The sequence below is a fragment of the Arthrobacter sp. 10T44 genome (assembly GCF_056393885.1).
In genome coordinates, this window is sequence record NZ_JBFTGT010000004.1 from 208,271 (window position 1) to 230,170 (window position 21,900).

Below are 21,900 nucleotides of genomic sequence, written 5' to 3' on the forward strand. Positions count from 1 at the left end.
ATGCGCAAGAACCTGATTCCCACAGCGCTCATCTTGATGACGGCCGTCGGACTGGCTGCCTGCTCACCGGGCGGCGGACCTGCGCCGAGCGCCTCGTCCACCGGCCCTGCCTCCGCCTCGACGCCGGGCGGCACCCCCTCCGCCGACACCGAAACCACCGCGCCGGCTCCCTCGCCGTTGGCCGAGGCCCCTACCGCCGGACCCGGCCAGGGCAACGCCGAGTTGGCCATCATGATCAAGCCCTCCGAAAGCGCGAAGGCCGTCAACTACACCTTAGTCTGCCAGAACGGCGTTCCGGCGGCGGAAAGCAAGCACCCCAGCGCCGCTGCGGCCTGCGCCGCCCTGAAGAAGAATGCGGCGCTCCTCAGCCCCGCACCCCGGGCCACCGACCAGGCGTGCACCCAGCAGTACGGCGGCCCGGACCAGGCGACCGTCACCGGTTCCGTCGACGGTAAGGCAGTCGAGTCGAAGTTCGGCCTGCGGGACGGTTGCGAGATCGCCCAGTGGAAGGCCGCCAAGGACATCCTTGGCTCAACCGGAGGGGCTGTCTAGACTGCAGCACCTTCCGCAGGACGCCTGGCTGGCGCGCGAAGCCGCCCACCAGCAGCGCGTCCGCACCTATTCCGATCCCTACCTCGCCCGGAGGTCGGCCGGCCAAAAACACCCGGTGGAAGACTTCCTCTTCACGTACTACACCCAAAAACCTGGCCAGCTGCTCCGCTGGCACCCGGGCGCCGGCGTCGTGCTGTCCGGGCCGGCGGCAGCGGAGCGCTCCGGCTGGAAGTACTACCGCGTGCCCGACGCCGGCGAACTCGCCGCCGCGGGTCTGGCGCCCGGTACGGACGCGGTGACGGTCGACGTCGAACGGTTCCTCGGCGAGCGGCGCGACGCCGTGCAGTTTGCCGGCATCATCCTGGCGGGGACGGCCGCCCGGCCGGCGCAGTTCGGCTGCTTCGGACTGCACGAGTGGGCCATGGTCTACCGTCAGGACAAATTCGAACTGCGGCACGAGTACCTGAAGCTGCGGCTCGGTTCCGAGCAGACGGACCGGGTGGTCGAGGACAACCGGATCAGGTGCTCGCATTTCGACGCGTTCCGCTTCTACACCCCGGACGCGGTGCCGCTGAACACCCTGAAGCCGAGCCGCGAGAACCAACGGACCATGGAACAGCCCGGCTGCCTGCACGCCAACATGGACCTGTACAAGTGGGCCTACAAACTGGCGCCCGCGCTGCCCAGCGAGCTGGTCATGGACTGCTTCGAACTCTCCTGGCGGATCCGCGCAATGGACATGCAGGCCTCCCCCTACGAACTGAGCGAATGGGGTTACCCGCCGATCCGGATCGAGACCCCGGATGGCAAAGCCGAATACGTGGAGCACCAGCGGGCCTTCGCCGACGCCTCGCAGGAACTGCGCCGACGGCTGTTGCAGGAACTCACGCCGCTGCTGGAGGCCGCCGCCGTCGCGGCTCCCCCGCTTCCCGCGGCCCAGGAAGGACGCCCATGACGGCCACCCACGGAGCGGACAGCCCGCACGACGTCGACCTCACCATCACGCTGACGGAGGCGCCCGGGGCGCCGGAGGTCAGTTTCCGCCTGGTCGCCGACGACGGCGGGGCCTCCGCCGCATCCACCCTGCCGGATCCTGCCGCGGCACTCGAGGCACTCCGCCAGCACGGCGAGGAAATCTTCTTCCCCCTCCCCGGCCCGCCCCGGCTGTGCACCCAGCAGTACGGCGGCCCGCAGGTGGCCGTGGTCACCGGGCGCTACCTGGGCCGCGACGTTCGTAGCGAATTCAGCCGTACCGACGGCTGCGAAATTGCCCGCTGGCGTGCCATGGCGCCGCTGCTGGGCGGCACAGCGGGATCAACCGGGGCCATCTGAGGCGGCGCCGCCTAAACACGGAGGCACGTCAGAACACAGCGAAACAGCGATGGCCGGCGGTGAAAACCGCCGACCATCGCTGTTACTTGGTGTTCAGTCGCCTAGATGGCGTTGTTCGGAGCCTTGGACAGCTCCGCATTCTGGATCTTGCCCTTCTCCTTCTTCACCTTCTTGCCCTTCTCCTTCTTGTCCTTGTGATCCTTGCCGTTGTGCTTACCCTGGTCCGTGCTCTCCCCGGGGCCGTCGTTGCTGTCCTGGTCCTCCGAAGTCGGCGGAACCACTACGGCGCCGGCCGGGGTCACCAGCACGCTGACAAATGTCGGCTCACTGGCGCCTGCGTAGGTCACGCGTCCAATGTAGGAGCCAACTGCCAGCCCCTTCCAGTTCATGGTGACCTGGCCGGACGTTCCGTTCGCGAGCCGCAGCGGGTTCGGGGTCAGAGTCGCATTGCCGACATTGGCGCCAAGGACGGCCGCATCGACGCTTGCTTTCGTAGCCTGGCCGTTGGGGCTGGCGTAGAGGTTGACGAAGATCCGGTAAGTTCCCGGAGCCGGATTGGGGATGGACAGGGACTCACTCGCCGAGGACGTTGCGACCTGAACCAGCTGATTGGCCGGGGTCACGACGTACATATCGAAGTCCGCATTCGGATCCGAGGACAGGGCGGAGAACTTGGCCAACGGTGCACCGGCAGGGACCTGAACCGACTTTCCGAAGTTCGCTGCATCATTGGCCCCGAGAATCGCATCGCCGGGCACCAGCTCGATGGCAGACGAATCGGCCTTCGACAGCCCGTCGAGGGTCATGTTGATCGGGCTGTTGCTGCCGGAGACCACCTTGATGGCGCCGGAGCCGGTGCCACCCTCGGAGGAGAAGGCCACATCGCTGGCCGCCACGACCGCCTGGGGGCGGACAGCAACCGGGGACGCGACGTTCTTGTTTGCGCCCTGCCACGTCAGCGTGCCCATGGCGAACTTGCCCAGGGCCGCGTTTTGGTTTTCGAACGAGACCTTGAAGGTCTTCTTGTCGCCGGCGTAGCCGAAGGTCAGGATGGACGGCGTAACGGTCACCTTGACGCCGGGAACATCGACCTTGACGCGGTAGGTGCCCGGGGTCAGTGCGGTCAGCGTGCGGGTGACCTCGATCTTGCCTGTGAGGTTGCCCAGCGCGAAGGACGGTACATTCATATCCCGCGGCTTGGTCACGCCGAGACCCGGCATGCCGAGGTCGACGCCGGTGCCCTGGATGAACTTCAGGTAGTCCTCGTCATTGGCGTCATAGACGAGGCCCGGATCCAGGACGCGGGCCGGATCGACTTGGCCTGCACCCGTCGCGAAGACGTCCGGGTCCTTGCTTCCATTGGCAAGCTTGACGTCGGAGGCGGTGGTCATCATCGCAGACTTGACCATGGCCGGTGACCACTTCGGATTCTTGCCGAGGATCAGCGCGCCGAATCCCGCTACGTGCGGTGCAGCCATGGACGTTCCGGACATGAAGCCGAAGTTGTCCCCGCCAGTGCCGATCGGCGAAACGCCGGCCAGTACGGCAACACCGGGAGCAGCAACGTCCGGCTTCAGCAGGTCTGAACCGGTGGCGAGCAGCGGGCCGCGGGAGGAGAAGCCGGCAATCTGCGGCTGCGCCTCAAGCGGAAGCCCGGTGGTGTCCTTGTTGATCAGGGACACCTTGATGGCCGGGTTCGCGGCCACCTTGGCCTTGATGGCCTCGGTGGCCGGCGGGTTCACGTGGACGGTCGGAACGGAGTGCTTGTCCGTATCGAGTGAGGAGTTGCTCAGGTTCACCAGGATCATGCCGACGCCGCCGCCGCGCTTGACCTCCGCGCTCTTGGCAACGCGGTCAAAGACGCCGCGGTCACAGACCACAACCTTTCCGGCGACCTTGGCAGGGTCCAGGGTGTCGGGTCCGCACAGTGCCGCATTGGCGTCCCCGGCGGTGGCGGCCGCATTGGCTGCCAGCACGACACCCGCGTCCTTGACCTCGCGGTTCATGATGCTGGCGCCGCGGAACTTGGTGCCGTCAGAGAACTCGACGGTGCCCTGCAATTCCTGGGAGAAGCTGCTTGCGGCAACCGTGGTCAGCCACGGAGCGCCATGGTTGACCGTGCTCGCGGTTGGACCGGAGTTGCCAGCCGAGGCGGAGACGAAGATACCCGCCGATGCGGCAGACAGGAAGGCCATGGACACCGGGTCGGTGGTGGTGGTCGTGGAGCCCGAGATCGAGTAGTTCAGCACGTCGACGCCGTCCTGAATTGCCTGATCGATGGCCGCCACGGATGCCGAGGAATAGCAGCCGCCGGTATTCGGATCCGTGTCTTCCCAGCAGACCTTGTAGATAGACAGCTTGGCAGCCGGAGCCATGCCGCTGGTCAGGCCGAAGCTGCGGCCGTCAACGAACGTCTCCACATTGGCGTTGCCCGCGGCGGTGCTGGCCGTGTGCGTGCCGTGGCTGGCGACGTCGACCGGGGAGAGCTTCTCCAGCGGAGAGCGGTTCTCGGGCTTGACATAGCTCGTGAAATCGTCGGCAAAGTAGTGCGCCGCGAGCACCTTGGAGTTGCAGGCCGAGCCGTCAAAGTCCGCTCCGGTTTCGGTGCCCTTCTGGCACTCGCCAACGAAGGTGTCTCCATCGGCCTTGAGCATGGCGATCTTGCCGTCTTCAGTGCGGTACGGCACACCGACCACCGGGCTGCCGACGAGCGGCTTGACCTGGTCGCCGGCGAAGAAGGCGCTGCCCGGCGTGTAACCGGTGTCGATAACACCGACGACGACGCCCTTGCCGGCCGCCGCCTGGCCGCCGAACTTGGTGTTCCAGGTGCCATTGGCGCCGCTGAGCTTGAGGAAATCGGTGCTGGAGTAGTCAGGAGCGTTCTCGGTGTCAGGTGCAACCACCAGCACGTCCGGGTTCTTCGCCAGCTTGATTGCTTGGTCTGAGGTCAGGTTCGCACTAAAGCCGTTGACTGCCGCGGTGAACTGGCGCTTGATCGCGACGTTCTGCTTCCCGGCGACTTCGGCCTGCTTCTTCTCGAGGTGGGCTTCGTACTGCCGGACGGCCGGTTTCTTTGTGTCCAGCTTCTTGCCTTGCTGCGGCTTGGTCGGCGCCAAACCCGCCGTCCCGCCGTCGTACGTGGCCGCCGGTTTCTCAGCCAGCACGACGATGTACCGACCATCCCGGTAGTTGGCGGGGTCCAGATTCTTCTGCGCGATTCCGGCGACGCCGGATCCTTGGGCCGGCGCCGCGGTGGCGGGCGCAATGGCGACTGTTGAAAGGAGAACCGGCAAGCCCAGGGTCAGTGCCGCGGCCCTCCGGAGTCCCCCGCTTCGAAGGAAGCTCTTTCCTGGTGATTTCACGAGTGATTGGAACCTTTCAGAAGGAACGGTCCCGGCGCCATTGCCGGGGACGACGGCTGGTTCGGGTGCGGGATCAGGAGGTGACTCTCGCCCCCAGCGGATACCAGCCGATTCATACAGTACAGACTGAGAGCTGAATATGACATAGACCACAGGTGACTAATCGAAATTAGTCACATCACTCGACAATCGACGCGTTCCCGGGGCATGGCAAAGCCGGGGCGGCGACGCCGCCTCGGCTTTAAACGGGAAATTAATGGGGGCTGCTGGGCCCCGGCCGCACCGGCTGGCTACTGGCGGGGCGTTCGGACAACCTCGCTGATCCAGGCCCTCGTCTTGTCATCAAGGGGGCCGGCCACATTGCTGGACCTGGCTGCCCGGTCCGCCTTGATCTTCTGCAGCACCATCCTGCCGAGGCCCGCGAAGACGGCGGCGGCCATCACAGGAAGCAACACGGATTTCGATTTCTCAGCCATGGGGCTCATCCTACTGAGCGCACCCTGCGGAGACCATAGCCGCCCCAGACCCGGGCCGCCGGGAGCACCGCCCGGTCACGAATGCGCCGTGATGCACGCCGCCCGGTAGAATGGGCGTGCAAGCTCGCGGAGCGCCCGTTCCATGTTGTTGTTAAACACCGTTGTCCTCACCACACAGCGGATCGGCGTGAGACGGCACTACTCCGCTGCGCCCTTACCCAATGCTCACGCACAGGAGTTGCCGGATGCCCCGGATCGTTGTCGACGTCATGCCCAAGCCCGAGATTCTCGACCCGCAGGGGAAGGCCATCGTGGGTGCACTGCCCCGCCTGGGCTTCACCGCTTTCAGCTCTGTCCGCCAGGGCAAGCGCTTCGAACTGACCGTCGACGGCGAGGTGACCGAGGAGATCCTGGCCCAGGCCCGGAACGCCGCGGAAACCCTGCTCTCCAACCCGGTCATTGAGGACGTCGTCAACGTCGAGGTCGTCGAGGCCTGAGATGACTGAACTTCCCCTGATCGGTGAGGCCGTGGCCGTCGCCGCTCACCCCCAGCTCGCCGGTGCCAAGATCGGCGTCGTCACCTTCCCGGGCACGCTCGATGACCGCGACGCCGCCCGCGCGGTGCGCCTGGCCGGCGCCACCCCGGTGGCCCTCTGGCACGCGGACACCAGCCTGGGCGACGTCGACGCCGTCGTCATCCCCGGCGGTTTCTCCTACGGCGACTACCTCCGCGCCGGTGCCATCTCCCGCTTCGCGCCGCTGATGGCCAAGGTCATCGATGCCGCCAACTCGGACGCCAGGCTGCCGGTCCTCGGCATCTGCAACGGCTTCCAGATCCTCACCGAGTCGCACCTTTTGCCCGGCTCGATGATCAAGAACGACCACCTGAAGTTCCTCTGCCGGGACCAGGTCCTGCGGGTCGAGAACAACACCACCGACTGGACCCGCGACTACGCCCTAGGCCAGGAAATCACGGTGCCGCTGAAGAACCAGGACGGGCAGTACATCGCGGACGAGAAGACGCTCGACGCGCTTGAGGCGGAGGGCCGCGTGGTGTTCCGTTACGTCGGCTGGAACCCGAACGGCTCCCGCCGCGACATCGCCGGCATCTCCAACGCCGCCGGGAACGTCGTGGGCCTGATGCCGCACCCCGAGCACGCCGTCGAAGCCGGCTTCGGCCCGGAAGAAGGCTCCGGCACCGAGGGCCTCGGCTTCTTCACCTCTGTCCTGAACAAGATCGTGGGAGACAACAAATGACGGAGACACCCGCAGTGGCGGCGCCCGCGGAGACCGCCAAGAAGTTCAACATCGACACCGTGGAGAACGCGGCCCGGACCCCGGACACCGAGCTCCCCTGGGCCGAGCTGGGCCTGAAGCAGAACGAGTTCGACGAGGTCGTCAAGGTCCTCGGACGGCGCCCGACCGGCGCCGAGCTGGCCATGTACTCCGTGATGTGGAGCGAGCACTGCTCCTACAAGTCCTCCAAGAACCACCTGCGCCAGTTCGGCGAAAAGGTGACGGAGGAGATGAAGAAGGACATGCTCGTGGGCATCGGCGAGAACGCCGGTGTCACCAACCTGGGCGACGGCTGGGCCGTGACGTTCAAGATCGAGTCGCACAACTCGCCGTCGTTCGTGGAGCCCTACCAGGGTGCCGCGACCGGCATCGGCGGAATTGTCCGCGACATCATCTCGATGGGCGCCCGCCCGGTGGCCGTGATGGACCCGCTGCGCTTCGGCGCCATCGACCACCCGGACACCGCCCGCGTCATGCACGGCGCCGTGGCCGGCATCGGCGGCTACGGCAACTCCCTGGGCCTGCCGAACATCGGCGGCGAAATGGTCTTCGACTCCGTTTACCAGGGCAACCCGCTGGTCAACGCCCTCGCCGTCGGCGTCATGCGGCACGAGGACATCCGCCTCGCCAACGCCTCCGGCAAGGGCAACAAGGTGGTGCTGTTCGGTGCCCGCACCGGCGGCGACGGGATCGGCGGCGCTTCGGTGCTGGCCTCGGAGTCCTTCGATGACACCAAGCCCTCCAAACGCCCCGCCGTGCAGGTGGGCGACCCCTTCGCCGAGAAGGTCCTGATCGAATGCTGCCTGGAACTCTTCAAGGGATCCCTGGTTGAGGGCATCCAGGACCTGGGTGCGGCCGGCATTTCCTGCGCCACGTCCGAGCTCGCCTCCAACGGCGACGGCGGCATGGAGGTCGAGCTGACCTCCGTGCTGCTGCGCGACCCCACGCTGACGCCGGGCGAGATCCTGATGTCCGAGTCGCAGGAACGCATGATGGCCGTGGTCACCCCGGAGAACATCGCCGCGTTCGAAGCGGTCATGGACAAGTGGGCCGTGGAGTACTCATGGCTGGGCGAGGTAACCGACACCGGCCGCCTGATCATTACCTGGGACGGCGAAGTGATTGTCGACGTCGACCCGCGCACCGTGGCCCACGACGGTCCGGTCTACGACCGCCCGTACGCCCGCCCGGAGTGGCAGGACGCCGTCCAGGCCGACGCCTTCACCGGCTCCGTGCAGGACACCGGCCGCCCCGCCGCCCCGGCGGAACTGGCCGCCGCGGTCACCGAGCTCGTCGCCTCGCCGAACATGTGCTCCAAGTCCTGGATCACCGACCAGTACGACCGCTACGTCGGCGGCAACACCGCCATGGCGTTCCCGGACGACGCCGGCGTGGTGCGGGTGGACGAGGAAACCGGCCTGGGCGTGGCCCTGGCCACCGACGCCAACGGCCGCTACACCTACCTCGATCCGTACCACGGCGCGCAGCTGGCCCTCGCCGAGGCGTACCGCAACGTGGCCACCTCCGGCGCCGTGCCGATGGCCGTCAGCGACTGCCTGAACTTCGGCTCCCCCGAGGATCCCGACGTCATGTGGCAGCTCGCCGAGGCCATCCGCGGCCTGTCCGACGCCTGCATGGTGCTCGGCATCCCGGTCACCGGCGGCAACGTCTCGCTCTACAACCAGACCGGAAGCGTGCCGATCCACCCCTCCCCGGTGGTCGCCGTGCTCGGCAAGCTGGACGACGTCGCCCGCCGCACGCCCTCGGGCTGGCGCGAGGACGGCCAGGCCATCTACCTGCTGGGCACGACGGCGGCGGAACTGGACGGCTCGGAATGGTCCAACCTGCGCGGACACCTGGGCGGCCTGCCGCCCAAGGTGGACCTCGCCGCGGAACGCGAGCTCGGTGAAATCCTGATCAACGCCTCACGCGACGGCATGGTCGACTCCGCGCACGACCTCTCCGAAGGCGGCCTCGCGGCGGCCCTCGTCGAGTCCGCGCTGCGCTACGGCGTCGGTGCCCGCATTTCGCTGCAGGACGTGATGGACCGCGACGGCGTGGACCTGTTCACCGCGCTCTTCTCCGAGTCCCAGGCCCGCGCCATTGTGGCAGTGCCCCGCTCGGAGGAAATCCGGTTCAAAGACATGTGCACCGCCCGCGGCTTCGAGCACGTCCGGATCGGCGTCGTGGACGCGGAGAGCGGCAAGCTGGAGATCAACGGCGTCGACACCCTGGGCCTGGACGCACTCCGCGAAGCCCACGAGGCGACCCTGCCGAAGTACTTCGGCTAGCACTTCCGGCTCCAAGCAACGCGGGGTCACTTACCGCCCATAAATCCCCTCGGGATGGGCGGTAAGTGACCCCGCGTTGCTTCTTAATCGTCGCTGCGCAGTTCGCGCTGGCGGGCGCTGAGCAGCTCGAGTTCCGGCCGCGCGGCTATGAAGCGTTCGACGGCGGCAAGCACCTCGATCAGGTGCGCCCGGTCAGCCGCAACCAGACCGACGCCGATTTCGGCACGCCGGTACTGGTCGTGTAATCCCGCCTCGGTCACGGAGACGTCGAAGCGGCGCTTGAGCTCGGCCAAGACCGGCCGCACGACTGAGCGCTTCTCCTTCAGGCTGTGAACGTCGCCGAGCAGGACGTCGAATTCAATCCAACCGATCCACATGACCCCAGCCTATCGACTGCTTCCCACCGGCTCCCTAGCCTCACAAGCTCGGAGCAATCGACGCCGGTCAGATGGTGAGCTCACCCATCCGGTCCCAGCCCTCGCCGTCGAACTGGCGGCTGATGATCCGGGGCGTCTCCTGCAGTGCCTGCGGCATGTCCGCCATGGCCTGCTTGAAGTGGCTGCTGTTGACGTGGTCGCCGGCGGCGTCATCCTTGAAAGCCTCGACCAGGACGAACTCGTTGGGGTCCTCCACGCTGCGGGACCAGTCGAACCACAGGTTGCCGGGCTCCTGCCGGGTGGCCTGGGTGAAGTCCTCCACGAGGCCGAGCCAGCGATCGGACCAGTCGGGCTTGACCTTGAATTTAACGACAATGAAGATCACGAGCTGTTGCCTTTCATTCGGAATTCCGGAGCTTCAATTCTGGCAGAGCCTCAGCAGGCATCGATGGCCGCCCGGGCGCGTTCCTGCTGCTGCGGCGTGCCCACCCTTTCCGCCCACTGCTCGGCGAGCTGGAACTCGACCATGGCCTCGGCGCAGCGTCCCGCCTCGTGCAGGGTCCAGCCGAGGTTGTTGTGCAGCGCCACCATCCAGCGCCGGGCCCGGGCGTCATGCGCCGTGGACGCGTACTCCAGGGCGCTGCGGGTCCACGTCTCGGCGTGAGCGGTGTCCGCGATCGCCAGCATGTGCAGGGCGTCGACGGCCAGGAAATCCTCGCCCAGGTGGTCGGCGAGTTCGGCGGCCTGCTCAAACAGCGGGACCGCCATCTCGGCGTGGCCGCTGCTGTTCAGCACTCGGCCGCGTTCCAGCAGCACCCGGACGGCCACCGTGGGTTCGTCGCCGTCGATGGAGTCCAGCAGCGCGTCGGCTTCCTCATACCTGCCCTGCAGGCCGATCGCACGGCCCAGCTGGGTGGCGAGCTCGGCACGTTCGTCGTCGTCGTAAGCCGAATCCGCGATCGCCGCGCGAAAGCGGGCCTCCGAAAGGCCGGGGTCGTCAAAGTTCCAGAAGCGGTCAAGGGTCTGTTGATTCAGCATTTTCTGCACCTCTCAGTTCACACCTGCGGCCAGTTCTTGCGCACTCCTAAGGTATCGGGAAGTGACGATCCGGCGCGCCCCGGCGGTGACGGCGCCCCCGGCCGCGTAGAACCAGTTGGCCGGAACCCCGAAAGCGGTGACTTTGATCAGCACGAGACCCTGTTCGTCGAGCGAAATTTCGAACGATTCCTCGCCGCGGACCGGATGCCCGGGCAGGGTCCCGTAGCCGAATCCCGCGGACTGCGGGCCGCCGCCAGCGACGGGTCGGCGCACCCACACCACCTCGCAGGGCGCGTTGATCCGGAACGGGCCGACGCCGAACCCGCTCACCACGCGCGTCCCCGGGCGCACGACGCCGGACTCCGCCCGGACGCGCAACCCGGCGCGCTTGTGCAGCTGCCAGGTCAGCAGGCCCTGCACCGCCCGGCGGTAGGCGGCTTCACCGTCGCCGACGTAGGCCTGGGTGACGAGGCACTCGATCCCGTCCGGCAGCGCGCCGGTCTCGGTGGCGCCGATCCCCGCATAGTTCAGCTCGCCGCCGGCAATCCGCGGTCGGGTCACGGCTGAGCCTCCCCGCGGGCCAGCCGGGCCCAGCCGAGCTGCTCCTGCTGGCGGCGGCTCAGGCCGGCGACCACAAGGTCGTAGGAGTCCTCCACCATGTCGCGGACCATGGAATCCGGCAACGAAACGTCCAGCCGCACCCCGTTCCAGTGCCGCTTATTCAGGTGCCAGGCGCCGGTAATTTCCGGATGCGCGGCCCGCAACTGTTCGGCGAGCGCGGGTTCGCACTTCAAGCTCACGACCAAGTCCGCGGGGTCCAGTGCGGACAGGGCGAACATCTTGGCCTCGTGCCGGGCCCCGCCGGGCACCGCGGCACGGACCTTGAAGACCGCGGTATCGGGGCCGAACGGATAGTCCTCGAAGGCGCCCGGGAAGCCCAGGCAAATCCTGCGGAGTGCTGCTGCGTCCATGCTCCCAGCCTAGCCCGGCCGTCAGCGCAGCTACCGGCCGTGGTGGCCGTCGGCGACGGCGGCCGTCAGAGCCCCAAGCGCGGCGCCTCCTGGGCCGGGCACGCGTTCATGACCACGTCCAGGCCGGCCGCCTTGGCACGTGCGGCGGCAGCTTCGTCGATGACGCCCAGCTGCAGCCAGAGAGCCTTCGCTCCGACGGCTATCGCCTGGTCCACCACGTCCCCCACCCTGTGCGAATTCACGAAGCAGTCCACGACGTCGAGCGGTTGCTTGGCCGCCGGAATGTCGGACAGCCTGGCGTAGCCCGTCTCGCCGTGTACCGGGTCCGCTGGAAGATTGACCGGGATGATCTCCATGCCGAGCCGGTCGCGGATATCCAGCGACGTGTCATAGGCGGCGCGCCACTCGTTGGTGGTCAGGCCCACGATCGCCCACCTGCCCTTGGTGCGCAGGAGCCGTTCGATAACCTCGGGGTCGTTCACATGGGTCATGTAGACAGCCTATGGCCGACCACCGTGCCGCACCGGGCCGCCCGGTCCGCATTTCGAACAATCGACCGGCAGCCCAGGGGAAGCGGGCAGGTGTCCGAATATTACGCGCCGGATTTGGGGGAAATCGGTGATTCCGTTTTAGTGGGTAGTGACCATCCCGAGCGGCCGAGAGACCTGGATCGATGAAGCCGCAGCAACCCTGGTCGTCGGAGTTCCTCCCCGAAACCCGCCGATAGCAAGGTAGCGAGCCACGGGAACGGCCGGACTGACCACCCGTGCCGGAGGCTCGTTCCGTAGGGTGCTACTGCCAGGACCGATGGAGTACTCCTATGACTGCTGTCCTGTCCCCCTCCGCAACTGTCGCGTCCGCGGACGCCTCCGCCGGGGAAACCACCCGCACGCCCGCGCTGCCGGTGTCCTTCCGCGGCCTGCGCCGAGCGTTCGGTTCCGGCAGCGAGGCCCACACCGTGCTCCGCGACGTGGACTTCGATGTCCTGGCCGGTGAAGTCCTCGCCATCCTGGGCACGTCCGGCTGCGGCAAGTCCACCCTGCTTCGCGCCACCGCCGGCCTCGATGCCCCCAGTGCCGGCGCCGTCGAGATCGACGGCGTCCAGGTACAGGGTGTGGATGCGCGCTGCGCCTTCGCCTTCCAGGAGCCGCGCCTGCTGCCCTGGCACACCCTGCAGGCCAACATCGCCATCGGCCTGCCCACCGGTGTCAGCGCCAGGGACGGCAAGGCCAAGGTCGCCCGGCTCCTTGAACTCGTGGGCCTGCAGGATTTCGCCAAGCACCGGCCGCGCGAGGTCTCCGGCGGCATGGCCCAACGTGCCTCCCTGGCCCGCGCCCTGGCGCGCAACCCGGGCGTCCTGCTGCTCGACGAACCCTTCGGCGCCCTCGACGCCCTGACCCGGATCAAGATGCAGGACCTGCTGCTGCAGGTCCACCGGGCGGAGCCCACCACCGTGCTGCTGGTGACCCACGACGTCGACGAAGCCCTCCAGCTGGCCGACCGCATCATCGTCCTCGGCAAGGAACCAGCCCGCGCAACCGAATCCGGCACCCCGGCGCCGGGCGCGACGATTGTCCGCACCGTCGTCGTCCCCGGCGAACGTCCCCGGGACCGGGCTTCCGCGGAGCTGGCCCGAATGCGGGCCTCGCTCCTGGCCAGCCTCGGCGTCGACGGCCACTAACCACCCACCGCTCCCCGGACAACCGGCCGCGGGCCGCGCCACAGCCACAGCCTGCCGCGCCGGTCCGCCCCACCGTCCTTCACCTCCTCCGCATCCGCATCCACCGTTCTCAAAGGAACCTCCATGCCCTTCGCCCGCAAGACCACCCGCCGCTCGGTCCTCACGGCCGCGGCCGTCTCCGCCGCCCTGGCCCTCACCGGCTGCGTCGCCGGCGAGGGTTCCGGCAAGCCCGCAGCAAGCGGCGCCGCCGGGACCGCCGCACTGAACATCGATTTCGCGACCTACAACCCGTTGAGCCTCGTGATCAAGAAGAAAGGCTGGCTCGAGACAGCGTTGAAGGACCAGGGCGTCACCGTCAACTGGGTCCAGTCCGCCGGCTCGAACAAGGCCAACGAGGCGCTGCGGTCCGGCGCGATCGACGTCGGCTCCACCGCCGGCTCGGCTGCCCTCCTGGCCAAGGCCAACGGATCGCCGATCAAGGCGATCGACATCTTCTCGCAGCCGGAGTGGGCGGCGCTCGTAACCAAGCCGGGCTCCGGCATCAGCACGGTGGCCGACCTCAAGGGCAAGTCGGTGGCGGCCACCAAGGGCACCGACCCGTACTTCTTCCTGCTCCAGTCGCTCTCCGAAGCCGGCCTGTCCGCCAAGGACGTGACCGTGCAGAACCTGCAGCACGCCGACGGCCGTGCGGCGCTGGAAAACGGCTCGGTGGATGCGTGGTCCGGGCTCGACCCGATCATGGCCGGGGCCGAGCAGAAGGGCGCCAAGCTCTTCTACCGGAATCTCTCCTTCAACACCTACGGCTTCCTGAACGCCACCGAATCCTTCCTTAGGGAGAAGCCCAGGCAGGCGCAGGCCGTCGTCAACTCCTACGAGAAGGCGCGTGCCTGGGCGGCGGCCAACCCGGAGGAAACCGCACAGATCCTCGCCGACGCCGCCGGCCTGGACCTCGCCGTCGCGAAGACCGTGGTGCTGCAGCGCAGCAACCTCGATGTCAACCCGGCGCCGGGCGAGGCCCAGCGCAAGGTGCTGGCGAAGATCGGCCCGACCTTCGTGGAAACCGGGGACGTTGCAAGCCAGAAGCAGATCGACGACGCCGTCGCCTCGCTTCTCGATGACTCGCTGGTGAAGAAGGCGGACGCGTCCGCCATCAAGGATTCCTGATGACCCACCTCGGAAATCCCTACCTCACCGGCAACAACGTTGCGGACGGGCGCGCTGCAGCCGTCCCCGCAACTCCGGCAGACGCCGCCCAGCCGGACTCCCCCGTCACGGGTGGAGGCGGCTCCCCGGCGAACGGATGGTCCCCCGCCGGGATCCTGGCCAACGGCTGGGCGCGTCTGCTCCTTGGACTGATCATTCCCGCTGCGGTGCTGGCCGCCTGGCAACTCTCCACGGCCGCCGGGGTGTTCAGCGTGGTCCAGCTTCCGCCGCCGGCCATGGTGCTGGAGGCCGGCCTAGACCTGCTCCAGCGCGGCCAGCTCGGCCAGCACATCGCGATCTCCACCCAGCGCGTGCTGATCGGCTTCGCGGCCGGCGCGGCGCTGGGACTGGTGTTTGGGTCCCTGGTGGGCCTGTCCCGGTTCGCGGATGCCCTGCTCGCGCCCACCATCGGCGCGCTCCGGGCCGTCCCGTCGCTGGCCTGGGTGCCGTTGCTGATCCTCTGGATGAAGATCGGCGAGGACTCCAAGATCACCCTGATCCTGATCGGCGCGTTCTTCCCGGTCTTCACCACGGTCTCACTCGCGCTGCGTCACGTGGACCGGAACCTGGTCGAAGCGGCGCGGGCCTTCGGGCTCAAGGGCGTGAAGCTGCTGACCACGGTCCAGCTCCCGGCGGTGGTGCCGGCCGTGTTCTCCGGGCTCCGGCTCGCGCTGGCCCAGGCCTGGCTGTTCCTGGTCGCCGCCGAACTCATCGCCTCCTCAATGGGGCTCGGTTTCCTGCTGACGGATTCGCAGAACAACGGCCGCACGGACCGGCTCCTGCTGGCGATCGTGCTGCTGGCCGTGATCGGCAAGGTCACCGACGCCCTGCTGGGCCTCGCCGAAAAATGGGCGGTGAAACGATGGGCGTAGCTACCGAGACAGCACCGGCCAGTCTCCCGGCCATCGGGGAAGAGCGCATCGCGTTTTGGGAGGCGGCCGCCCTCCGGCTCGACTGGGCGGACGTGCCGGGCCAGGACAAGCCCTGGCACACCGCGCACCGCTGCGTCCCGGCCGACGCCGCGGCCGGCATGGGCCCGCAGATCAGCTGGTTCGACGGCGGGAAGCTCAATGTCGCCTACAACTGCGTCGACCGTCATGTAGCGGCGGGACGCGGCGACAAGGTGGCACTGCATTTCGAGGGCGAGCCCGGCGACCGCCGCACCATCACCTACGCCGAACTGCAGCGCGACGTGGCCAAGGCCGCCAACGCCCTGCTGGAGCTCGGCATCGCCAAGGGCGACCGGGTGGTCATTTACCTTCCGGTGATCCCCGAAACGGTGATCATCACCCTGGCCGTGGCCCGGATCGGCGCCATCCACTCGCTCGTGTTCGGCGGTTTCTCGGCCGAGGCGCTCAAGTTCCGGGTGGAAGACACGGGCGCCAAGCTGCTGGTCACCACCGACGGGCAGTTCCGCCGCGGCGTCGCCGTGCCGGTGAAGGCGAACGCGGACGCGGCCGTCGCCGGGGACAACGCGATCGAACACGTCCTGGTGGTCAACCGCACCACCGCGCCGGAACACCTGGCCGCCGTCCCGATGACCGCAGGCCGTGACGTGTGGTGGCACGACGCCGTCGGGGCCGCCTCCGACGTCCACAAACCCGAGGCGTTCGACGCCGAGACACCCCTGTTCATCATGTACACCTCCGGAACCACCGGAAAGCCCAAGGGCCTGGTCCACACCTCCGGCGGCTACCTCACGCAGGCGTCCTGGAGCTTCGAGCACCTCTTCAGCAACCCGGACCCGGCCCTCCGCGACCGGGACGTCCACTGGTGCACGGCGGACCTGGCCTGGGTCACCGCCCACACCTACGAGCTCTACGGCCCGCTCTCCAACGGCGCCACGCAGGTGATCTTCGAGGGCACGCCCAACACCCCGCACCCGGGCCGGCACTTCGAAATCATCGAACGCTACGGCGTCACGCAGTACTACACCGCCCCCACCCTGGTCCGGTCGCTGATGGGCTGGTTCCCGGACGGCGTCCCGGCCGGCTACGACCTCTCCTCCATCCGTCTGCTGGGCACCGTCGGCGAAGCCGTCAACCCCGAGGCATGGCGCTGGTTCCGGGAGAACGTGGGCGCCGGCACGGCGCCGGTGGTGGACACCTGGTGGCAGTCCGAAACCGGCGCCACCATCCTCTCCCCCGCCCCGACGGACACCGACTTCAAACCCGGCTGCGCGGCCCGGCCGCTGCCCGGCGTCGGCACCCGGATCGTGGACGAGGCGGGCAACACCGTCCCGCCCGGAGTCCAGGGCTTCATCGTGGTGGACGCCCCCGGCCCCGCCATCGCCCGGACCGTGTGGGGCAACCCGCAACGCTACTTCGATTCCTACTGGCGCCAGTACGCCGAGCAAGGCTGGTTCCTCGCCGGCGACGGCGCCAAGTACGACGACGACGGCGACATCTGGATCCTCGGGCGGGTGGACGACACCCTCAACGTCTCCGGGCACCTGCTCTCCACGATCGAGATCGAATCTGCTCTCGTCTCGCACCCGGACGTCGTGGAGGCCGGCGTCTGCCCGGTCGCCGACCCGAAGACCGGGCACGCGATTGTGGCGTTCGTTGTGCTTCGGGAATCGGCGATGATCCCCTCCCGCCGCTTAGCGTTCCCGGACTCCCCCGAGCTCGCAAGCTCGCCCGGGGACCCCGGTCCGATCACTTTACTCGCTCGTTTCTCGCTCGCGCGATGCGCGGCTACGGAGGAAATCACCGCGGATTTGAAGGCTTGGGTCGGAGAAAGGATCGGGCCGATCGCGAAGCCGCGCGACGTCGTCGTCGTTCCCGACGTGCCGAAGACCCGCAGCGGCAAGATCATGCGCCGGTTGCTGACGCAACTGTTCGAAGGAACCACGCTCGGCGACACGACCTCCCTGCAGAATGAACCGTCGATCGCCGGCATCCAGACCGTCCTGCGCGACCGCAATAACACCGGAAATACCCCAGAAGTAAGGAACACCAATGACTGACACCAGCAGCGTCGCCCGTCTTTCCGAACCCCTGAAGTTCGCCTACTGGGTCCCCAACGTCTCCGGCGGCCTGGTGGTGTCCACCATCGAACAGCGCACCGGCTGGGACTTCGAGTACAACAAGAAGCTGGCCCGGATCGCCGAGAACTCCGGCTTTGAATACGCGCTGACCCAGACCCGCTACGCCGCCTCCTACGGCGCGGACAAGCAGCACGAGGCCACCTCGTTCAGCCTCGCCCTGCTGGCCGCCACCGAGCGGCTCAAGGTGATCTCCGCCGTCCACCCGGGCATGTGGCACCCCGGCGTGCTGGCTAAATTCATCATCACCGCGGACCACATCTCCAACGGCCGCGCCGCCGTGAACATCGTTTCCGGCTGGCTCAAGGCCGAATTCGAGAACTTCGGCCTCGAATGGCTCGAACACGACGAGCGCTACGTCCGGACCGAGGAGTTCATCCGCGTGCTCCGCGGGCTGTGGACCGAGCAGGAGTACAGCCAGTCCGGCAAGTACTACAACATCACCGACTTCACCCTGCAGCCGGCACCCGTGGATGTGCCCGGGCGGGCGCACCCGGAGATCTTCTTCGGCGGCAACTCCACCGCGGCCCAGGCCACGGCAGGCCGGGTCGCGGACTGGTACTTCTCCAACGGCAAGGACCTGGAAGGCTTCAAGGAGAACATCGCCGGCGTGGTTGCCGCTGCCGGTGACACCGGGCGCGGCGCTGAGGGGGCTCTCCCCTCCCCCAGGTTCGGCCTGAACGGCTTCGTCATCGCCCGCGACTCCGAGAAGGAAGCCCGCGACACCCTGCGCGAGATCGTCGAGAAGGCGCACAAGCCCGCCGTCGAGGGCTTCCGCGCCGCCGTCCAGGAGGCCGGCGCGTCCACCAAGGACGGCAAGGGTATGTGGGCCGACTCCAGCTTCGAGGACCTGGTCCAGTACAACGACGGTTTCAAGACCCAGCTGATCGGTACCCCGGAGCAGATCGCCGAGCGGATTGTGGAGTACAAGAAGATCGGCGTGAACCTCTTCCTCACCGGCTACCTGCACTTCCAGGAGGAGGTCGCCGCGTTCGGTGCGGACATCCTGCCGATCGTGCGCGAACTCGAGGCGGACCTCGCCCGCAAGCACGGCGTCGAGCTCGACCTGTCCGGCACCCCGGCCGCCACCGGCACTGCCAGCAAGCTGGTGAACGCGTAATGGCTGACCGCAAGTTCGGTTTCCGCACCCGCGCCCTGCACGCCGGCGGCACGCCCGACGCCGAACACGGCGCCCGGGCCGTGCCGATCTACCAGACGACGTCCTTCGTGTTCAAGGACACCCAAGACGCCGCCAACCTGTTCGCGCTGCAGAAATACGGCAACATCTACTCCCGGATCGGCAACCCCACGGTGGCCGCGTTTGAAGAGCGCATCGCCTCGCTGGAGGGCGGCATCGGCGCGGTGGCCACATCCTCTGGCATGGCCGCGGAGTTCATTACCTTCGCCGCGCTCACCCAGTCCGGCGACCACATTGTGGCGGCATCCCAGCTTTACGGCGGCACAGTGACTCAGCTGGACGTCACGCTGCGCCGCTTCGGGGTGGACACCACGTTCGTGGCCGGCACCGACCCGGCGGACTACGCCGCCGCAGTCCGGGACAACACCAAGGCGATCTTCGTCGAGGTGGTGGCCAACCCCTCGTCGGAGGTCCAGGACCTTGAGGGGCTGGCCAAGGTTGCACACGACGCCGGCATCCCGCTCGTCGTCGACGCCACCTTGAGCACCCCGTACCTGGTTCGGCCGATCGAGCACGGCGCGGACATTGTGATCCACTCCGCCACGAAGTTCCTCGGCGGCCACGGCACCACCCTCGGCGGCGTCATCGTCGAAAGCGGCCGCTTCAACTGGGGCAACGGCAAGTTCCCCACCATGACCGAACCGGTGGCCTCCTACGGCAACGTCTCCTGGTGGGGGAACTTCGGCGAGTACGGCTTCCTCACCAAGCTGCGTTGCGAGCAGCTGCGCGACATCGGACCCGCACTGTCCCCCCAGTCGGCGTTCCAGCTGCTGCAGGGCGTGGAGACGCTCCCGCAACGCCTGGACGAGCACCTCAGGAACGCCCAGGCGGTGGCCGAATGGCTTGAAGCCGACGAGCGGGTGGCCTACGTGAACTACTCCGGACTGCCCTCGCACCCGCACTTCGACCGGGCGCGGAAGTACCTGCCGCTGGGCCCCGGCTCGGTGTTCTCCTTCGGCGTCAAGGGCGGCCGAGCCGCGGGCCAGAAGTTCATCGAGTCCCTGCAGCTGGCCTCGCACTTGGCCAACGTGGGCGACTCCCGGACCCTGGTGATCCATCCCGGCTCCACGACCCACCAGCAGCTCAGCCCGGCGCAGCTCGAATCCGCCGGCGTTCCGGAGGACCTCGTCCGGATTTCGATCGGCCTGGAGGACATCGATGACATCCTCTGGGACCTTGACCAGGCTCTGGACGCGGCAACCGAAGATCCAGCCCCGGACACATCGGCCGGGGAAGTCCTTCCCGCGGATACCTGCACGATCGGAGCAAACGCATGAGCACCGAAGAAACCCGTACCTGGACCGGCCCGTCGGCGCCCGAGCGGCTGGCCCTGCTGCGCCAGGCCAAGTCGATCGCGATTGTGGGCGCCTCGGACAAGCCGTCGCGGGCGAGCTACTTCGTCGCGACCTACCTGCAGTCCTCCACCCGCTACAAGGTCTACTTCGTGAACCCGGTGGTGAAGGAGATCCTGGGCGAGCCGACGTACGCTTCGCTCGCTGACCTGCCGGAGAGCCCGGACATCGTCGACGTGTTCCGCAAGCATGATGACCTGCCCGGTGTGCTGGATGAAGCGGTCGCCGCGGGTGCCAAGACGCTCTGGCTGCAGCTGGGCTCGTGGCACGAGGACGTCGCGAAGGAAGCCGAGGCGGCGGGACTCGACGTCGTGATGGACCGCTGCGTGAAGATCGAGCACGCCCGCTTCCACGGCGGCCTGCATCTGGCGGGCTTCGACACCGGCGTCATCTCCTCCAAGCGGCAGGTACTCGCCTAAACGAGGCCCCTAACCCAACTGGCTCGCAGTTGTTGTCGTTTTGAGCGCTCAAAACGACGGCCCCGGCCGTTCTGGCCCTGGGAGCCGGGCTTTACGGGCCGGTGTCCCGGCGTCGGAAGAACTCCGCCGCGGCCGACGGCGGGAGGAGTAGCGACGGGGCCGGCATGCTTCGGGACCTGCGCCGTTGCGGGGGCCGAGGGCGCCGCCGGACCAGCCAGGGACGGAGACGTGCCAGCCGGCACCGGAACCGGGGCCGCCGGCAGATCCGAGGGCGTGCCGCCGGAAGGGGCAGGGGTCCGGCTGGGGGCGGCGGGGTGGAAGATAACGCCGAGGGTGTGGCCCACATTCTCACGGAAGTCGTGGCTGGAGGCCGCCACGGCGCCGGCGCCGAGGCTCATTGCACCGATTACGGCGCCACCAATCAGGGCCATCCGGCGTTTGTGGCCGCGCCGCCGGTCCGCCAAGCTGCTCACACCGGCCGGAAGGTCGTCGGCGGAGCGGGCCACCGCATCAGCTGAACCGGCGGAGAGCAGCGCGGCAAGGTCTGCGCGGGGCGCCGGTGCCTGCTCCGGCACCAGGGCCTGCAACTGCTCGAGGGTGCTGCGGAGTTCGGCGGCAGCTTCGAGGCCGGAGTCACGGAGCATCGCCTGGATGCTGCCATCCTGCTGGGGGTCGCGCGTGCCGGTCATGATGCTGCGTGGTCCTTTTCGGTTACAAGTTCGCGCAGGGCACTGAGCCCGCGCCGCTGAAGCTGTTTGATGGCACCCGGGGTCTTACCCATGATGCCGGCCACCTGATCGATGGAGAGGTCTGCGACGATCCGCAGGACCAGGACTTCCCGCTGCTCTTCGTTGAGCCGGGCAAGTGTGTGGGACAGGCCGCCCAGGGAACCAAGCGCCTCGTCCTCCGCGGAAGCGGAACACCGCGCGTCGTTCAGCGGGTCATATTCGGCCAGGTACGGTGTGCGTTCGGCGCGCCGGTGGTGGTCGACCAGCCGGGCATGGGCGACGGAGAAGATGAAGGTCCGCAACCCGGTGTGGCCGCCGGTGACGTTGGCCAGTCTCGGCAGAACGTCCACGAAGACGTCCTGGGTGAGGGCCTCGGCGTCGTCGACGCCCTTGGCCCGGAAGTAGCCGAGCACCGCCGGGGAGATCACGGTGTAGACGGCGCTGAATCCTGACGGGTCGCCAGCCAGAGCTGCTGACAGTTCATCGTCGCTCAGCTGGTCTGCCAAGAGGCTTTCCTTCCGTTACTGCAGGGGGTGCGGCCCCCGATAGTCTAGCGGCCGCACCCCGTCGCCTCCGAA

Annotated in this window: 23 protein-coding genes; 13 read left to right on the forward strand and 10 right to left on the reverse strand. The window is 67.8% G+C overall.

Annotated features, from left to right (window positions below):
* Genes AC1DBL_RS08895 through AC1DBL_RS08905 form a run of 3 tightly spaced genes read left to right on the forward strand, consistent with a single transcriptional unit; the run spans position 1 to position 1,884 of the window.
* Complete coding sequence (locus AC1DBL_RS08895) at positions 1-552, forward strand: SSI family serine proteinase inhibitor (RefSeq protein WP_476925955.1); 552 nt, start codon at positions 1-3, stop codon at positions 550-552.
* Positions 527-1,507 carry a 3-methyladenine DNA glycosylase gene (locus AC1DBL_RS08900; protein ID WP_476925956.1) on the forward strand — a complete coding sequence of 327 codons (981 nt, stop codon included), beginning with the start codon at positions 527-529 and terminating at the stop codon, positions 1,505-1,507. The genes AC1DBL_RS08895 and AC1DBL_RS08900 overlap by 26 nt, the downstream gene beginning before the upstream one ends.
* Positions 1,504-1,884 carry a serine protease inhibitor gene (locus AC1DBL_RS08905; protein ID WP_441417899.1) on the forward strand — a complete coding sequence of 127 codons (381 nt, stop codon included), beginning with the start codon at positions 1,504-1,506 and terminating at the stop codon, positions 1,882-1,884. Before AC1DBL_RS08900 ends, AC1DBL_RS08905 begins: the two co-directional genes overlap by 4 nt.
* 101 nt (positions 1,885-1,985) lie before the next feature.
* On the opposite strand, the gene AC1DBL_RS08910 is transcribed toward AC1DBL_RS08905, so the two are convergent.
* Both AC1DBL_RS08910 and AC1DBL_RS08915 read right to left on the reverse strand, forming a co-directional pair.
* Positions 1,986-5,246, reverse strand: a complete 3,261-nt coding sequence (locus tag AC1DBL_RS08910; RefSeq protein WP_476892877.1) for a S8 family serine peptidase — start codon at positions 5,244-5,246, stop codon at positions 1,986-1,988.
* Positions 5,247-5,536: 290 nt separating this feature from the next.
* Positions 5,537-5,722: a hypothetical protein gene (locus AC1DBL_RS08915; protein ID WP_441417901.1), complete on the reverse strand. Its 186-nt coding sequence runs from the start codon at positions 5,720-5,722 to the stop codon at positions 5,537-5,539.
* A 245-nt stretch (positions 5,723-5,967) separates the two neighbouring features.
* Between AC1DBL_RS08915 and purS the strand changes: the two genes are divergently transcribed.
* Genes purS through purL form a run of 3 tightly spaced genes read left to right on the forward strand, consistent with a single transcriptional unit; the run spans position 5,968 to position 9,309 of the window.
* Positions 5,968-6,219: a phosphoribosylformylglycinamidine synthase subunit PurS gene (gene purS / locus AC1DBL_RS08920; protein ID WP_011690410.1), complete on the forward strand. Its 252-nt coding sequence runs from the start codon at positions 5,968-5,970 to the stop codon at positions 6,217-6,219.
* A gap of 1 nt (position 6,220) precedes the next feature.
* Positions 6,221-6,979, forward strand: coding sequence for a phosphoribosylformylglycinamidine synthase subunit PurQ (gene purQ, locus AC1DBL_RS08925; protein WP_441417902.1), 759 nt, complete (start codon positions 6,221-6,223; stop codon positions 6,977-6,979).
* Entirely contained in the window at positions 6,976-9,309 is a 2,334-nt protein-coding gene (gene purL, locus AC1DBL_RS08930; RefSeq protein WP_441417903.1) for a phosphoribosylformylglycinamidine synthase subunit PurL, read from the forward strand. The genes purQ and purL overlap by 4 nt, the downstream gene beginning before the upstream one ends.
* Before the next feature lie 83 nt (positions 9,310-9,392).
* On the opposite strand, the gene AC1DBL_RS08935 is transcribed toward purL, so the two are convergent.
* The 6 genes from AC1DBL_RS08935 to AC1DBL_RS08960 form a co-directional block, all read right to left on the reverse strand.
* Entirely contained in the window at positions 9,393-9,686 is a 294-nt protein-coding gene (locus AC1DBL_RS08935; RefSeq protein WP_476925957.1) for a DUF503 domain-containing protein, read from the reverse strand.
* Between the two features lie 67 nt (positions 9,687-9,753).
* Positions 9,754-10,071 (reverse strand): putative quinol monooxygenase, encoded by a 318-nt coding sequence (locus AC1DBL_RS08940; RefSeq protein WP_476925958.1) that lies wholly within the window; start codon positions 10,069-10,071, stop codon positions 9,754-9,756.
* Positions 10,072-10,121: 50 nt separating this feature from the next.
* Entirely contained in the window at positions 10,122-10,724 is a 603-nt protein-coding gene (locus AC1DBL_RS08945; RefSeq protein WP_476925959.1) for a hypothetical protein, read from the reverse strand.
* Positions 10,725-10,736: 12 nt separating this feature from the next.
* On the reverse strand, positions 10,737-11,285 hold the full coding sequence (locus AC1DBL_RS08950; RefSeq protein WP_476925960.1) for a DUF1990 family protein: 549 nt from the start codon (positions 11,283-11,285) through the stop codon (positions 10,737-10,739).
* The gene (locus AC1DBL_RS08955) at positions 11,282-11,695 is read right to left on the reverse strand and encodes an MmcQ/YjbR family DNA-binding protein (protein WP_476925961.1); all 414 of its coding nucleotides are present in this window, start codon (positions 11,693-11,695) and stop codon (positions 11,282-11,284) included. Before AC1DBL_RS08955 ends, AC1DBL_RS08950 begins: the two co-directional genes overlap by 4 nt.
* A 65-nt stretch (positions 11,696-11,760) precedes the next feature.
* A complete protein-coding gene (locus tag AC1DBL_RS08960; protein ID WP_476925962.1) occupies positions 11,761-12,186 on the reverse strand; it encodes a CoA-binding protein in 426 nt (141 codons plus the stop codon).
* 329 nt (positions 12,187-12,515) lie between these two features.
* Here AC1DBL_RS08960 and AC1DBL_RS08965 point away from each other — a divergent pair, with 329 nt between their 5' ends.
* The 7 genes from AC1DBL_RS08965 (at position 12,516) to AC1DBL_RS08995 (ending at position 20,594) form a co-directional block, all read left to right on the forward strand.
* Positions 12,516-13,376 (forward strand): ABC transporter ATP-binding protein, encoded by an 861-nt coding sequence (locus AC1DBL_RS08965; RefSeq protein WP_441417910.1) that lies wholly within the window; start codon positions 12,516-12,518, stop codon positions 13,374-13,376.
* A 123-nt stretch (positions 13,377-13,499) separates the two neighbouring features.
* A complete protein-coding gene (locus tag AC1DBL_RS08970) occupies positions 13,500-14,540 on the forward strand; it encodes an aliphatic sulfonate ABC transporter substrate-binding protein (protein WP_476925963.1) in 1,041 nt (346 codons plus the stop codon).
* Entirely contained in the window at positions 14,540-15,451 is a 912-nt protein-coding gene (locus AC1DBL_RS08975; RefSeq protein ID WP_441417912.1) for an ABC transporter permease, read from the forward strand. The genes AC1DBL_RS08970 and AC1DBL_RS08975 overlap by 1 nt, the downstream gene beginning before the upstream one ends.
* Positions 15,442-17,547 carry an acetate--CoA ligase gene (locus tag AC1DBL_RS08980; protein WP_476925964.1) on the forward strand — a complete coding sequence of 702 codons (2,106 nt, stop codon included), beginning with the start codon at positions 15,442-15,444 and terminating at the stop codon, positions 17,545-17,547. The genes AC1DBL_RS08975 and AC1DBL_RS08980 overlap by 10 nt, the downstream gene beginning before the upstream one ends.
* The gene (sfnG, locus tag AC1DBL_RS08985; RefSeq protein ID WP_476892884.1) at positions 17,540-18,745 is read left to right on the forward strand and encodes a dimethylsulfone monooxygenase SfnG; all 1,206 of its coding nucleotides are present in this window, start codon (positions 17,540-17,542) and stop codon (positions 18,743-18,745) included. Before AC1DBL_RS08980 ends, sfnG begins: the two co-directional genes overlap by 8 nt.
* Entirely contained in the window at positions 18,745-20,100 is a 1,356-nt protein-coding gene (locus AC1DBL_RS08990) for an O-acetylhomoserine aminocarboxypropyltransferase/cysteine synthase family protein (RefSeq protein ID WP_476925965.1), read from the forward strand. The genes sfnG and AC1DBL_RS08990 overlap by 1 nt, the downstream gene beginning before the upstream one ends.
* Positions 20,097-20,594: a CoA-binding protein gene (locus AC1DBL_RS08995; protein WP_476925966.1), complete on the forward strand. Its 498-nt coding sequence runs from the start codon at positions 20,097-20,099 to the stop codon at positions 20,592-20,594. The genes AC1DBL_RS08990 and AC1DBL_RS08995 overlap by 4 nt, the downstream gene beginning before the upstream one ends.
* Here AC1DBL_RS08995 and AC1DBL_RS09000 read toward each other — a convergent pair.
* Both AC1DBL_RS09000 and AC1DBL_RS09005 read right to left on the reverse strand, forming a co-directional pair.
* The gene (locus tag AC1DBL_RS09000; protein WP_476925967.1) at positions 20,591-21,283 is read right to left on the reverse strand and encodes a hypothetical protein; all 693 of its coding nucleotides are present in this window, start codon (positions 21,281-21,283) and stop codon (positions 20,591-20,593) included. The genes AC1DBL_RS08995 and AC1DBL_RS09000 overlap by 4 nt on opposite strands.
* Positions 21,280-21,828 (reverse strand): RNA polymerase sigma factor, encoded by a 549-nt coding sequence (locus AC1DBL_RS09005; RefSeq protein ID WP_441417918.1) that lies wholly within the window; start codon positions 21,826-21,828, stop codon positions 21,280-21,282. The genes AC1DBL_RS09000 and AC1DBL_RS09005 overlap by 4 nt, the downstream gene beginning before the upstream one ends.
* Positions 21,829-21,900 lie beyond the last annotated feature (72 nt).